11 protein-coding genes are annotated in these 14,803 nt (G+C 63.7%); 9 read left to right on the forward strand and 2 right to left on the reverse strand.

Translation table 11 applies throughout. From position 1 onward, the window contains the following. The first annotated feature begins 3 nt into the window (after positions 1-3). The 8 genes from VQ044_RS16190 to lpxB all read left to right on the forward strand — a co-directional run bounded on the left by VQ044_RS16190 (position 4) and on the right by lpxB (position 9,283). Positions 4-855 (forward strand): phosphatidate cytidylyltransferase, encoded by an 852-nt coding sequence (locus VQ044_RS16190; protein WP_327625594.1) that lies wholly within the window; start codon positions 4-6, stop codon positions 853-855. 188 nt (positions 856-1,043) lie between these two features. Further along, complete coding sequence (gene rseP / locus VQ044_RS16195; protein ID WP_327648146.1) at positions 1,044-2,183, forward strand: RIP metalloprotease RseP; 1,140 nt, start codon at positions 1,044-1,046, stop codon at positions 2,181-2,183. Between the two features lie 201 nt (positions 2,184-2,384). Then, positions 2,385-4,844, forward strand: coding sequence for an outer membrane protein assembly factor BamA (gene bamA / locus VQ044_RS16200; RefSeq protein WP_327648153.1), 2,460 nt, complete (start codon positions 2,385-2,387; stop codon positions 4,842-4,844). A 107-nt stretch (positions 4,845-4,951) separates the two neighbouring features. Continuing rightward, complete coding sequence (gene lpxD / locus VQ044_RS16205; protein ID WP_327648154.1) at positions 4,952-5,950, forward strand: UDP-3-O-(3-hydroxymyristoyl)glucosamine N-acyltransferase; 999 nt, start codon at positions 4,952-4,954, stop codon at positions 5,948-5,950. After that, on the forward strand, positions 5,943-6,410 hold the full coding sequence (fabZ, locus tag VQ044_RS16210; RefSeq protein ID WP_327648148.1) for a 3-hydroxyacyl-ACP dehydratase FabZ: 468 nt from the start codon (positions 5,943-5,945) through the stop codon (positions 6,408-6,410). The genes lpxD and fabZ overlap by 8 nt, the downstream gene beginning before the upstream one ends. 3 nt (positions 6,411-6,413) lie before the next feature. Further along, the gene (gene lpxA / locus VQ044_RS16215) at positions 6,414-7,220 is read left to right on the forward strand and encodes an acyl-ACP--UDP-N-acetylglucosamine O-acyltransferase (protein WP_327625588.1); all 807 of its coding nucleotides are present in this window, start codon (positions 6,414-6,416) and stop codon (positions 7,218-7,220) included. A gap of 3 nt (positions 7,221-7,223) precedes the next feature. Beyond that, positions 7,224-8,111: an LpxI family protein gene (locus VQ044_RS16220; protein ID WP_327625587.1), complete on the forward strand. Its 888-nt coding sequence runs from the start codon at positions 7,224-7,226 to the stop codon at positions 8,109-8,111. Continuing rightward, entirely contained in the window at positions 8,108-9,283 is a 1,176-nt protein-coding gene (lpxB, locus tag VQ044_RS16225) for a lipid-A-disaccharide synthase (RefSeq protein ID WP_327625586.1), read from the forward strand. The genes VQ044_RS16220 and lpxB overlap by 4 nt, the downstream gene beginning before the upstream one ends. A gap of 48 nt (positions 9,284-9,331) precedes the next feature. On the opposite strand, the gene gltA is transcribed toward lpxB, so the two are convergent. Then, positions 9,332-10,624 (reverse strand): citrate synthase, encoded by a 1,293-nt coding sequence (gene gltA, locus VQ044_RS16230; protein WP_327625585.1) that lies wholly within the window; start codon positions 10,622-10,624, stop codon positions 9,332-9,334. Between the two features lie 151 nt (positions 10,625-10,775). After that, the gene (gene gltX / locus VQ044_RS16235) at positions 10,776-12,197 is read right to left on the reverse strand and encodes a glutamate--tRNA ligase (RefSeq protein ID WP_327625584.1); all 1,422 of its coding nucleotides are present in this window, start codon (positions 12,195-12,197) and stop codon (positions 10,776-10,778) included. Between the two features lie 113 nt (positions 12,198-12,310). On the opposite strand from gltX, the gene VQ044_RS16240 reads away from it, so the two are divergent. Further along, positions 12,311-14,716, forward strand: a complete 2,406-nt coding sequence (locus tag VQ044_RS16240; protein WP_327648150.1) for a ComEC/Rec2 family competence protein — start codon at positions 12,311-12,313, stop codon at positions 14,714-14,716. Positions 14,717-14,803: the final 87 nt, after the last annotated feature.

The raw sequence follows: 14,803 nt of genomic DNA on the forward strand, positions 1-14,803 counted from the left end.
CTGATGGGGCTAGGGATTCGGCAATTTTTCGGCGCCGGAAGCTGGACCGACCTGCGGTCGCGGCTGATTTCGGCCGTCGTCCTCGGTCTCCTCGTCCTCGCTCTGACGATCATCGGTGGGTGGCCATTTCGGCTTTTGTGTTTCGCGACCGGGCTCATCGTGTTCGACGAGTGGTCGCGAATGACAAGGGCTCAGCGCGTCGGTCCGATCTTCAGCTTCGCGCGGCGCGCGCTGGTCGTGGCGCTGTTCGCCTTCGTTTTCCGGTTCTATCTCCTGGCACTGGTAGTCGTGATTCTGGCGGCTGCGTTTATCGCCTTTATCGATCGGAACGAGCGCAAGGCCGACTGGGTTCTCGGTGGTTTGCTGTATTCCGCCTTGGCGGCACTCGCGCCGGGCATGTTGCGCGGTGACGACAGTGCCGGGCTCGCCGCCCTTGGCTTTGTCATCGCGGTCGTGTGGTCCACCGACATCTTCGCCTATTTTACCGGCCGATCGATTGGTGGGCCGAAGCTCTTGCCGATGGTCTCACCCAAGAAGACAATGTCGGGTGCGGGCGGTGGACTTGTGGCCGGCAGCCTTTTCGGGGCGCTGTTCGCTCTGTCGATCGGTAGCGCGTTGAGCCCGTTCATCCTGGTCCTTGCCGCCGTTCTATCGGCGCTTGGCCAAGCGGGAGACCTTTACGAATCGTGGATCAAGCGGCGTTTCGGCGTCAAGGATTCCGGCCGGCTCATTCCTGGCCACGGGGGGCTGATGGATCGAATCGACGCGTTGATCGTAGCCATCGGCGCGGCTTGGCTGGTCGGCCTTCTGATCGCAGGCTTCGGCAATCCGGCCCACGGGATCTTCGCGCTCTGACAGATGACAGGCTACGGCATCGCCGCGTGTTCTTGAGGGCGATACGGGCTCGTATCGGGTCCTGAAGGATGCGCGAGGCTGAAATCTCGTACGCGGCCATCATTGCGACGCGATCATACGGGGCTTATGACAGTTGCATTGCGGTGGGCGGCTGCCCGCCCGCATGGATCAATCAAGAGGATGCCCTGATGGAATTCGCCGGAGGTTTGGCCGGTCTGTGGAGCGGAGGACTCGTCTATGTCGTCCCGTTTCTGTTTGTCCTCACGATCATCGTCTTCTTCCATGAACTCGGCCACTATCTGGTCGGGCGCTGGTGCGGAATCAAAGCACTGGCCTTTTCGATCGGGTTTGGGCCGGAGCTCATCGGCTTCAATGACCGCCACGGAACCCGCTGGAAGCTCTCGGCGGTTCCGCTTGGCGGATATGTGAAGTTTTTGGGTGATGAGAACGCCGCCTCCGTGCCGGACCACGAGGCACTGGCGAGCATGGACGAGGCCGAGCGAGCCGGGGCCTTTCCGGCCAAGAGCGTCAGCCGCCGGGCGGCAACGGTCGCCGCCGGTCCGATTGCCAATTTCATTCTCGCCATCGTTATTTTCGCCGGCGTGGCCTTCGTCAATGGTCGCGTCGTCGGCGATCCGGTCGTGGCCGACGTTCGTGCCGAATCGCCCGCCGCGGAAGCCGGGTTTCAGCCCGGCGATCGCGTCGTTTCGGCCGACGGAGAGCCGATACGCTATTTCTCCGATCTGCAACGCTATGTGTCGGCGCGTCCCGATACGCCGATTCTGATGGCCGTCGAGCGCGAAGGCAGGACAGTCGAGCTGACCGTCACGCCGAAGAGCGAGACCCAGACCGACGGATTCGGCAATAGCTTCACCGTTCCGGTGATCGGGCTGGTCGCGACGAATGACGGCTCGTCGTTCCGGCTAGAGCAATTGTCCTTGTTGGAATCGCTTGGCTATGGCGTCTCCCAGACGTGGTACGTGACCGAGCGCACCGTCGATTTCATCGGTCAGGTGATCACCGGCCGCCAGAGCACAGACCAGATTGGCGGTCCGATTCGTATCGCCCAGGTCTCGAGCCAGGTGGCGACGATCGGGTTCGGCGCTTTGCTCAACCTGGCGGCACTGCTGTCGGTGTCCATCGGCCTGCTGAATCTGCTGCCGATTCCGATGCTGGACGGTGGCCATCTACTCTTTTACGCCTATGAGGCCGTTCGCGGCAGGCCGTTGAGCGAGCGGGTGCAGGAAATCGGGTTCCGAATCGGGCTCGCACTGGTAATGCTGCTTATGGTATTTGCATTTTGGAACGATATTTCCGGCTTGGTCTGAGAATGGCGAGTCGGGACGGGGGCCTGGGGTTGCAAAACATCAACTATCGCGGCGGTGTCCGTGGCTGCGTTGCAACGGGTTTCCAATTCCTCAATGGACTCGGTCCAGGTTGCTTGAATGAATTCCGAAAGCCGGTACAAGGCGTTGACGCGTGCTGTTCCCTTGGCGCTTCGACACAATGACAAGAAGGTGGTTGAACCCATGATGGCTGGAACGAAAATCTTACGCGCCGCTTCGGCGGTCGTCCTGTCCTCGACCGTTCTCGCCGCGACGACCTTGGGTGCTCAGCTTGCCGTCACCACGGCCGTCGAGGCGGCTGTGGTCAACCGCATCGAGGTGAGGGGGAACAGTCGGGTCGAGGCGGACACGGTTCGCAGCTTCACGCAGATCCGGCCCGGCCAGAACGTCAGCGAGGCCGAACAGGACGAGGTCCTTCGTCGCCTCTTTGCGACAGGATTGTTCTCCGACGTTCGCGTCAGCCAATCGGGTGGCACGCTCGTCGTCCAAGTCGACGAGAATCAGATCGTCAATCAGGTTCTTTTCCAGGGCAATTCCAAGATTAAGGACGAGCAGCTTATGGCTGCGGTTCAGACCCAGCCGCGCGGAGCCTATTCGTCCGCCACGGCGCAGGCGGACGTCGAGGCGATCAGCGGGGCTTACACTAGCATCGGTCGCAGCGATGCGGTGGTCAGCGTCACCACGCAGCAGGTCGGCGAGAACCGCGTCAACGTTATCTATAATATCCAGGAAGGCGACCGCACGAAGATCGCCTCGATCAGCATCGTCGGCAACAACGCCTTCAGCGACAGCCGCTTGAAGCAGACCATCGCCCTGCGCGAATCCGGGCTGCTCAGCTTCATCCAGCGCGACGACATTTATGATGAGGATCGTCTGCGCACCGACGAGGAGACGCTGCGGCGCTTCTATTTCAATCGGGGCTACGCCGACTTCCGTGTCATCTCGTCGGTGGCCGAGCTCGACGAAACCCAGAATTCCTACTTCATCACGATCACCGTGGACGAAGGGGAGCGTTACGCCTTCGGCAATGTGGCGATCGACAGCACCATCCCGGGAATCGATTCCGAGGCGCTCTACAGCGAACTGGAAACCCGTCCGGGCGAGGTCTACAGCGCCAAGGATGTCGAGGAGTCGCTGGTCAATCTGACGAACAGCATGGCCAACGCCGGCTTTGCCTTCGCCCAGGTCACACCGCGCGGCGACCGTGATTTCACCAATCGAACCATCGCGATCAATTACGTGATTGACCAAGGTCCGCGCGCCTATGTTGAGCGGCTCGAAATTCGCGGTAACACCAAGACCCGCGACTACGTGATCCGGCGCGAGTTCGACGTTTCCGAAGGCGATGCCTTCAACCAGGTCCTGATTCAGCGCGCCAAGCAGCGGCTGGAGGATTTGAAGTTCTTCGAGAAGGTTTCGATCTCGACGGCCCCCGGCGCGGAGCCGGATCGGGTGATCGTCATCGTCGATGTGGTGGAAAAGGCCACGGGCGAGCTCTCGCTCGGCGGTGGCTACACGACCGGCGGCGAGAATGCGGGGCCGGTTGCGGAAGTCGGCGTCACCGAGCGAAACTTCCTCGGTCGCGGCCAGTTCATCAAGGTATCCGCCGGGTTCGGAAAGGACACGCGGAACTACAGCCTGTCCTTCACCGAGCCGTATTTCCTGGGTCGACGCCTGGCGGCGGGATTCGATGTCTATCGTAGTGAGAGCACCTCGGGTGACTATGATTCGGTTCGGACCGGCGGCGACGTGCGCCTGGCGGCACCGATCACCGAGAACCTGACGGCGCAGATCGCCTACAACTTGAAGCAGGAAGAATTCGGCGACAACAACGGCTTCTCGATCCCTGACGCGGCCGGCGTCTCTCCGGGCACGGCCGGATATGTCACCACGCGCAGCACCTGCGCCGTTCCCAATCCGGTCGGCAATCAGTTCAACTTCGGCACGACGACGCCATCCACGGCCCCGAACTACACCAAGTCGCCGATCATCAATCAGGCGATCTGCGACAGCCCCTATCTCACGTCGTCGATTTCCTATTCGCTGACCTACAACACCCTCGATAATGCCGGCGACCCGCGTGAGGGTTTCTTCATCCAGGGCGGGCAGGAATTCGCAGGCATCGGCGGCGATGCGAATTTCATCAAGACTACCGGCAAGGCGACCTATTTCAAGCTTCTCAACGAAGAGTACGACGTCATCGGCCAGTTGAGCTCGGCGGGCGGAAACGTCTCCACCCTCGGCGGTGACGACCTGCGGGTCTTCGACAACTTCTTCAAGGGTCAGGACGTCGTCCGCGGCTTCGACTACAAGGGCATCGGCCCCCGCCAGAACGGCGTGTCGATCGGCGGCACGAACTACGCGAACGCGTCCGCCGAAGCGACCTTCCCATTACCGTTGATTTCTCGCGACTACGGGTTCCGTGGCGCGGTCTTTGCGGACGCGGGATCGCTCTGGGGGTCTGAGTTCGAGGGCGCTCCGGGCGTCATTGGAACAGACGCGGCGCTGAGGGCCTCCGCGGGTGTTGGACTGATCTGGGCGTCGCCGTTTGGCCCGCTTCGGGTCAACTATGCCCATCCGTTCGTCAAGGAAGACTTCGACGAACTGCAGGAGTTCTCCTTCGGGTTCTCGTCCCGCTTTTAATCGGAAGGGAATTGAGGTCGGCGATGTCGACCTCAATGCCGTTGTCGATGCCTGATTCAATTTTCTTTCCGCGTGGCAATGGCCTCGCTTTGGGCGAGCTTGCCGAGATGGCAGGGGCCACGCTGGCCAACGGCGTGGATCCCGAGCGCACCGTCAGTGGCATTGCTCCGCTGACCGAGGCCGGCTCCGACGACCTCTCCTTCTTCGACAACGTGCGCTATGCGGATGACCTGGCGACAACCGCCGCTGCTTGCGTGGTCGTCGACCAAAAAAATCTCCGGCTGATTCCTCCTCAGGTTGGCGCGCTGATCGCCAAGGATGTCCAGAGCGCCTTCGCTGCGGCGGGGCAGGCTCTGTTTCCGCTCGCCGTCGCGCCGACGGCAGCCAGCGGCCAAAGTGGACTTTCGCCGCGCGCGGATATCCATCCGACTGCGCGGATCGAGGATGGCGTGACGGTCGAGGCCTTCGCGGTGATTGGACCGCACGTTGCCATTGGGCGCGATACGCTGGTGGGAGCGGGAGCGATTATCGGTGCCGGCTGCCGGATCGGCCGCTCCAGTCGGATCGGTCCCGGCGTCTGTGTGACTCACGCTTTGCTGGGTAATCGGGTGATACTCCACCCGGGCGTTCGTGTCGGCCAGGATGGGTTTGGCTACGCGGCTGGACCGGCGGGCTTGCGGAAATCGGTCCAGATCGGCCGAGTGATTATCCAGGATGACGTCGAGATCGGAGCCAATACCGCGGTCGATCGTGGAGCGATCCGTGACACGGTCATCGGCGAGGGGACGAAAATCGACAATCAGGTCCAAATCGGCCACAACGTCACGATCGGGCGTCATTGTGCGATTGTCGCGCAGGTCGCAATATCCGGCAGCACGACGATCGGAGATGGCGTCATGATTGGTGGTCAAACCGCGATCAACGGCCATTTGACGATCGGTGATGGCGCCCAGATCGCGGCGGTATCGTCGGTTGCCGGCGACGTCCCTGCGGGCGCCCGCTGGGGCGGGACGCCGGCCAAACCCGTCCGCGAATGGTTTCGCGAAATGACGCTTCTATCCGAACTTGCCAAGAAACGGCGTTCGCCAAGGAAAAACGATGAGTGACGAGTCGACGGTGCTAGGCAGCGCCGACATCCAGCAAATCCTTGAACTCCTGCCGCACCGCTACCCCTTTCTGATGGTGGACCGCATCATCGATATCGAGGGTGACATGCGGGCCGTCGGCATCAAGAACGTGACCGCGAACGAGCCGCATTTTCTCGGGCATTTCCCGTCGATGCCGGTGATGCCCGGCGTCCTCATCATCGAAGGCATGGCGCAGACCGCGGGCGCGATTTGTACCCGCGCAGCCGGCACCGGCACACCGCAGCTCGTCTATTTCATGACCATCGACAACGCCAAGTTCCGCAAACCCGTGGTTCCTGGCGATCGGCTCGAATATCACGTTACCCAGACGAAGAAGCGGGCCAACATCTGGAAGTTCGACTGCATCGCCAAGGTGGATGGCGCCAAGGTCGCGGAGGCGAGGGTCAGCGCGATGCTGGTGCCGCGCGACGCGTCCTGAATCATGAGTTCCACGATGATTCATCCGACTGCCGTCATCGAAGACGGCGCCGAGATCGGCGATGGCTGTGAGATCGGGCCATTTTGCCACATCGGCCCACAGGTCAGGCTCGGCGCGAACAGCCGTCTGCGCTCGCATGTGGTCCTTTGGGGCAATACGGCCATCGGCGAGGGGGCGCAGATCTGGCCGTTCGCCTCGCTCGGCCATGCCCCTCAACATCTGAAGTACCGGGGCGAAGACACCCGTCTGGTGATCGGTCGCAATTGTCTCGTGCGCGAGCATGTGACGATGAACGCCGGGACGGTGCAGGGACGCTCGGAAACGACGATCGGCGACGATTGCGCCTTCTTCACCGGTGCGCATGTGGCGCACGACTGCGTGCTCGGCCGCAATGTCACCTTGATCAACAATGTGATGCTGGCGGGCCATTGCACGATCGGCGAATTCGCCACGATCGCCGGCGGCTCGGGAATTCACCAGTTCACCAGAATCGGCCATCATGCCTATGTCGGCGGCCTAGCGGCGGTCGAGGGTGACGTCATTCCGTTCGGAATGGTGCTGGGCAATCGCGCCTATCTGTCCAGCCTCAATGTCATCGGCATGAAGCGCGCTGGCTTCAATCGGGAGGCGATCCGCAATGTGCGGCGGGCCTATCGCATGCTGTTTTCCTTCGATCTGACGTTCAAGGAGAACATGGACGAGGTACAGGCCGAGTTTCCGGACGATCCGCTCGTGCAGGATTTGCTTGGTTTTATCCGCGCCGGCGGCGACCGGGCCCTTTGTTTCCCCCGTAACACGCAGTCGGCATAGGCCGTGAGCCCGGATCACCCCGGCGAGGCTCTGGGGATCGTCGCCGGCGGCGGCTCGCTGCCCCGGATCGTCGCCGAGGCTGCTCGCGCCGCGGGCTGGCGGCCAGTCGTCGTGCGGATCGGTGACGGCATCGGCGACGACTGGAGCGGATTTGACGGCGGTGCATTTGCATGGGGCCGCACGGGCGACGCGATCGCCTGTATGACAACGAGCGGCGTTCGTCGTCTGGTCTATTGCGGAACCGTGTCCAAGCGACCGGATTTTCGCTCGCTGCTGCCAAGCGTCCGGACCTTGCTGCGGCTTCCCGCGGCGCTGCGGATCGTGCGCGGCGGCGACGACAGGCTGTTGCGGACTCTCACCCGCTATCTCGAGCGCGAAGGCTTTGAAATTCTGGCCGTTCAGGAAATCGCGCCACGCCTGTTGGCGCCGTCGGGGCCGCTGGGCCATAGGGCGCCACGAAGCGAAGAGGTTGCGGCCCTTTCGCTCGCCGTGCAGGCTGCCCGTCAGCTTGGGAAACTGGACATCGGCCAGGCGGTTGTCGCGTCGGACAATCGGGTGATTGCCCTGGAGGGAATCGAGGGAACCCGGGCGATGTTGGCGCGGGTGGCGGAGTTGAAAGCCGGCGGTAAAATCGGAAAGCGCGAGCTCTGTGCTCTGGTCAAGAGCGTCAAGCCGCAGCAGGATCAGCGTTTCGATCTACCCAGCATCGGTGTGGCGACGATCGAGGAGGCTGCCACGGCCGGAATTTCCGCCATTGGGGTTACCGCCGGGCGCAGCCTGATTCTGGGCCTCGACGACGTGATCGCGGCGGCCGATCGTCATGACATCGCGCTGGTCGGCCTGGCGGACGAGGCCGTGCCGGAGATCATCCCATCGGGAGAGCGCAATTGACGACCATCGGATTCGTCGTCGGAGAACCCTCGGGAGACCGGATCGGCGCTGATCTGATTCGCGCGCTCCGCAGCCAGACGGACGGCGAGTTGCACGTCGTCGGTCTCGGCGGCGAGGCGATGCAGGCGGAGGGGCTGACGAGCCTGTTCGACATCCATGAGCTGTCGATCATCGGCATCGGGGCGATCGTCGCGCGACTGCCGCAGCTGCTGCGCCGGGTATCGCAGACGGCGGATTTCATCGTCGACGCCAAGCCGGATGCATTGGTGATCATCGACAGCCCGACCTTTTCACATCGCGTCGCCAGGCGGGTGAGGGCGCGGCTGCCGCAAATGCCGATCGTCAATTATATCCCACCGACGGTGTGGGCTTGGCGGGAAGGGCGAGCCGCCGCCATGCGCCCCTATGTCGACCATGCGATCTGTGCCTTGCCGTTCGAACCCGAGACGCTGCGCCGGCTGGGTGGGCCGCCCGCGAGCTATGTCGGTCATCCGTTGATGACGACGCCCGCGCTGCGACAAATGATCGAGGAAGTGAACCGGCCTGCCGCCGATCGGGCACCGAGCAGCCCGCCGACGCTTCTGATCCTTCCCGGCTCGCGCCGGGGCGAGATCAACCGGTTGATCGACGATTTCGGCGCGACCTTCCAGCAATTGCTCACGAGGATGCCGGGACTGACCGCAATCATCCCGACGCTGGAGCGCCACCGGCCAATCATCGAGGCAAAGATCGCCAATTGGGAAAACAAACCGGTGATCGTAACTGGCGAGGCGGAAAAATGGGCGGCCTTCGCCAAGGCCGATGCCGCGATCGCAGCATCCGGGACCGTTTCGCTGGAATTGGCGCTGGCGGATGTCCCGATGGCTTTGGCCTACCGCCTCGACCCGATCGGTTATCGGTTCCGCCATCTGATTTCAGCCTGGACCGCCGCGCTGCCGAATTTCATCGCGGGTCATCCGCTGGTTCCCGAGCACTTCCACGAATTCGTGCGCCCGGAGATGCTGGCGCGCCGTCTTCAGCGCCTGTTGACCGATACGCCTGAACGGCGGGCGCAACTCGCCGGCTTCGCCGAGATACGCGACGCGATGGCCATCGATCGTCCGCCTGGGGAGGCCGCTGCCGACATCGTGCTTGATCTCCTGCGGCAAGGCCGTCCGACCAAGCCGGAATAGAAACGGGCGCCGAGGCGCCCGTTATCGTTTGCGATGGGAATGCCGGTATCAGCTGCGCTGGTCGACCGCCACATAGTCGCGCATCGTGGCGCCGGTGTAGAGCTGCCGCGGACGGCCGATGCGCTGATGCGGATCCTCGATCATCTCTTTCCACTGGGCGATCCAGCCGACGGTCCGGGCCACGGCGAAAAGCACCGTGAACATCGTCGTCGGGAAGCCGAGCGCCTTCAGCGTGATGCCGGAATAGAAGTCGACATTCGGATAGAGCTTCTTCTCGATGAAATACTCGTCGGTGAGCGCGATCCGCTCGAGTTCCATCGCGACCTCGAGCAGCGGGTCGTCCTTGATGCCGAGTTCGTCGAGAACCTCGTGACAGGTCTTCTGCATGATCTTGGCGCGCGGATCGTAGTTCTTGTAGACCCGGTGACCGAAGCCCATCAGGCGGAACGGATCGTCCTTGTCCTTGGCGCGGGCGATGAACTCGGGGATGCGGTCCTTGGTGCCGATCTCCATCAGCATGTTCAGCGCCGCCTCGTTGGCACCGCCATGGGCAGGCCCCCAAAGGCACGCCACGCCGGCCGCGATGCAGGCGAAGGGATTGGCGCCCGACGAACCGGCGAGCCGCACGGTCGAGGTCGATGCGTTCTGCTCATGGTCCGCATGGAGGATGAAAATCCGGTCCATCGCCTTCGCGAGCACAGGATTGATCTGATACGTCTCGCAGGGAACCGCGAAGCACATGTGCAGGAAGTTTTCGGCGTAGGCGAGGTCGTTGCGCGGATAAACGAACGGCTGGCCGATATGGTATTTGTAGGCCATCGCCGCGATCGTGGGCATCTTGGCGATCATTCGCAGGCTCGCCACCATCCGCTGGTGCGGATCGGCGATATCCGTGGAGTCGTGGTAGAAAGCCGACATGGCGCCGACCGAGCCGACCATGACGGCCATCGGATGAGCGTCGCGGCGAAAGCCGGTGTAAAAGCGGCTCATCTGCTCGTGGACCATCGTATGCCGCGTCACGCGGTATTCGAAATCCTCCTTCTCACGCGCCGTCGGCAGTTCGCCATACAGCAGAAGATAGCAGGTCTCCAGAAAATCGCCCCTCTCGGCGAGCTGGTCGATCGGGTAGCCGCGATGCAGCAGCACGCCCTCGTCGCCATCGATGTAGGTGATTTTGGATTCACAGGACGCCGTCGACGAAAAACCCGGATCGTAGGTGAACAGACCGGTCTGCTTGTAGAGCGTCGTGATATCCACGACGTCCGGGCCGATAGTGCCACTGTGCAGGTCCAGCCCCGCCTCCTTTGTGCCCAATGTGAGCTTCGCCGACTGTTCTGCCATGCGTTTTCCCTTCAATGGTTGCCACGGCGGTTGAGACCTATCGCAGCGCACACGTTTTACTCAGATGATTGCCTACTCCAAAGCCACCGGAGCGACAAGTTCCGGCGCCAAATCCATATTGCGTTGCGAAGTCCGGACGATGGGGACTGGCTCAGCCAGCCTGATCGCCCAGCCGCGCCAGCGACTCGTCCCGGCCGAGCACCTCCAGAACATCGAAGACGCCCGGCGAGGTCGTGCGTCCCGTCAGCGCGGCACGCAGCGGCTGCGCGGCTTTCCCGAGTTTCAAGCCGTTTGCCTCGGCATAAGCGCGGACAAGCGTTTCAAGCTCGCCGGCCGACCAGGTCGATACCGCCGCAAATTGCGGCAGCAACGCCGCGATGATGGGACGACCGCCATCGGCGAGAATCGCCTCGGCCTTCTCCTCCAGATCGAGCGGGCGATCCGCGTACAGATAGCTCGTGCTCTCGGCCAGTTCGACCAACGTCTTGGCCCGGCCCTTCAGGCCCGGCATCGCGGCGGTCAGTTTGGCGCGCACCTCATCGTCCGTCCGCGCCTTGAGAATCGCTCCATTCGGCAAGACATCGCGCTCGCCCATCAGCGTCTCGACCAAGACGGCATCGTCGCTCTGGCGGATCCAGTGGCCATTGATCGCCTCCAGCTTGGCGAAATCGAAGCGCGCCGCCCCTTTGTTGATGTCGTCGATGCCGAACCAGGCGATCATGTCCTCGGTCGAGATGATCTCGTCGTCGCCATGGCTCCAGCCGAGCCGCACCAGATAGTTTCTGAGCGCCACCGGCAGATAGCCCATGGCCCGGTAGGCCTCGATGCCGAGCGCGCCATGCCGCTTCGACAGCTTGGCCCCGTCCGGCCCGTGGATGAGCGGGATATGCGCCATCACCGGCACATCCCAGCCCATGGCTTTGTAGATCAGCGTCTGGCGCCCGGCATTGGTCAGGTGATCGTCGCCGCGAATGACGTGAGTAACGCCCATGTCGTAATCGTCGACGACGACGGCCAGCATGTAGGTCGGGTTTCCGTCCGAGCGCAGCAGCACGAAATCGTCGAGATCCTTGTTGGGAAACCGCACGTCTCCCTGGACGCGATCATGGACCACCGTTTCGCCCTCCAGCGGAGCGCGCAGCCGGATCACCGGCTTGACGTCGGCGGGCGCCTCGGAAGGGTCACGGTCGCGCCAGCGCCCATCATAGCGCGGCGGACGCTTCTCGGCCCGGGCCTTCTCGCGCATCTCCGTGAGCTCGGCCTGGCTGGCGTAACAGCGATAGGCCGCGCCCCTGGACAGCAATTCCTCGACCACCTCACGATGGCGCTGCGCGCGCGCGAACTGGGAGACCGGGGGCTCGTCCGCCGACAGTCCCATCCAGGCGAGACCTTCGATGATCGCCTGAACTGCTGGCTCGGTCGAGCGTTCGCGGTCGGTGTCCTCGATACGCAGCAGCATCTTGCCGCCGGTCGCGCGGGCATAAAGCCAGTTGAACAGCGCCGTCCTCGCGCCACCGATATGCAGGAAGCCGGTCGGTGAGGGGGCAAAGCGGGTCACGACGGTATCCGTCATGGAGTCTCCGATCGAAAAGTCAGGGCGAATTGCGCGATCGTGGCCGATCGCTTTCGCGTGCCGGCTGTGTAGCATAGGCGAGAGGAGAGACAAGGCGACGGGACCCGGAGCCGATGGACACAGCCGCCGATCGCAACGACAGCGCGAACGAGCAAAAGGGACAGCGTGCCCGAGCCGGCGGCTCTAGAGCCTGGCGCGGGTTCCGGCCGCCGCCGCGCCCCGAATGGGGAGCGATCACCGCCGGCTGGCTGACCGCCCAATTGGAGGCCGAGACCCGCCACCGCTCCGGCTTCCATCTGATTGCGATCGGCCTGATGGTCGGGGTGGCGGTCGTTTACGGCATCGGATGGCGCCCTGGCCTGGCGGTCGCCGCCATCGCTTCCACCGTGTTGCTGGCGCTGGCCTTCCTCGTTCCGGGGCGGCCGGTGCTTCGCCCATCGCTGGTTTGCGCCGGCTTCGTCCTTGCCGGCGCCGTCTTGGCGATGACCGAGATCGAACGCACGGACACGACGCTGTTCTCGGGCGAGGCGACGGTGCGGATCGCCGGCACCGTGGTATCGCGTGAGCGCACCGACAACGGCCGATATCGATACGTGATCGATATCGCCTCGACCGACCGACCGGTCCTTTCGCGCCCGCCGGAACGGGTGCGAGTCGTCGTCGGCAGCCGCCACGCCCTGATTCCACCGGGCGGCGACTTCCGCGGTCTCGTCCGACTGCGGCCGCCGTCGGGTCCTGCTTTTCCGGGCTCGCACGATTTCGCCTTTGCGCCGTTCTTCAGCGGCATCGGCGCCTACGGCTTCTCCCTGGGAGCGCCGGAACCGCCCGCATCCGACATCTTCGGCAGCGCGGCGCGAAAAGGTCTCGGCGCGTGGCTCCGACACCGGCTTTCGGCGACGCGTCTGGCCATGACCGAACGCATCAGCCAGATCATCGGCGGAGCCGAGGGCGGCATTGCCGCCGCGCTCGTCACGGGCGAACGGACCGGCATTCCGGACGAGGCGGAGGAGTGGCTGCGCGGAACCGGGCTCGCCCATGTGTTGTCGATTTCCGGTCTGCACATGGCGATCGTCGCGGGATTCGCCATGCTCCTCGTCCGCACGGTGTTCGCACTGGTGCCGGCGATCGCCTTGCGGTTCCCGATCAAGAAGATTGCCGCCGTCGCCGCGCTTGTCGTCGCTGCCTTCTATCTCGCTCTGTCGGGCGCCAATATCGCGACGCAGCGCGCCTTTATCATGCTTGCCATCATGCTGACGGCGGTCCTGCTCGATCGCCCGGCCCTGACGCTGCGCAACGTTTCGATCGCAGCCATCGTCGTGATTGCGCTGACGCCGCACGCGGTGATGACTGCCAGCTTCCAGATGAGCTTTGCCGCGACGGTCGCGCTGATCGGCGGTTATGCGGCCCTTTCGCGGCGCCGGGCGCGATCGTCGGTGCCGCCCGGAAGCCGTGGTTGGGTGCATCGCATCCTGTTGGCGTTTGCTGCAATCGCGATGACCTCGCTCATCGCCGGAACGGCGACCGCGCCCTATTCAGCGTACCATTTTCATCGCCTGGCAACGTTCGGCCTCGTCGCCAACGTCTTGACCATGCCGCTGTTCACGCTGTGGATCATGCCGCTGGCGTTGATCGGCTCACTGGTGATGCCCTTCGGTCTCGATGCCTGGGCGTTCCAGGCGATGGGGTACGGCATCGGCCTCGTCCTTCAGATCGCGCGGTTCGTCTATGAGCGCCTGCCGGATCAGGCAATCGGCCTGACCACGGCCACGGGCCTCGTTCTCCTGACGGCGGCCATCCTGGCGGCCTCATGCTTGGCGAGCCGCCTACGCTACGTGGCAATTCCGCTGGTGCTTGCCGGACTGGCGGCGGCACCGGATCGCGTCGCGCCGCCTGAGCTGCTCATATTCGAGGACGGCAAGGAGGTGGCGCTGGTCGCTGAGGACGGGCAACTTGCCTTTCTGCGCGAACGCCCGAACGATTTCATCGCCGCGCAATGGGAGCGAGCGTTCGAGGCGCGTGGGAGGCCGTCGGCCGACCGGGAACCACGCCGGCGCATTTCGGCCGACTGTGACGAAGCGCTTTGCCGCTTCGAGACCCGCGATGGGTTGAAGGTTGTCTGGACGGACGATTACGAGAAGACCGGCGTCGCCTGCGATAGCGGTGACGTCGCGATCGTCGCCCGTGCGATCCGCCTGTCCGCCTGCCGCTCGGGCGCCATCCTGGTCACACTTCGGACCCTCCGGCGGACCGGCTCGCTGGCGATACGGCGCGACGCTCTGTCCGGTCGACCGATCGTCGATCGCGCTATCGCGGACCCACCGGCTGAATGGAATCGCCATCGCCTGGCGCCTTGGCCGGAATATTGGCGGAAACCGGCGGTGGAGACGCCTGCGACGGCAGCCCGGCGGCAAGACGAGGCGGTCGAGACCGTCAACGACGCGGCGAGCAGCACGGCGGCCAACCCGACGGTGGGGCTTCGGGAGAATCCGCGGCCCAAGGCGGCAGGGGAGCCGAACTAGAGCGTCAGGCGATTAATCTGCAACATAGCCAGCGGCCTTGAGGTAGTTCCAACATTCTTCGGGCTCGAACAGGTCGCAGATGTTGCC

It is taken from the genome of Aurantimonas sp. C2-5-R2, from assembly GCF_036549495.1.
GTDB lineage: Bacteria > Pseudomonadota > Alphaproteobacteria > Rhizobiales > Rhizobiaceae > Aurantimonas > Aurantimonas coralicida_A.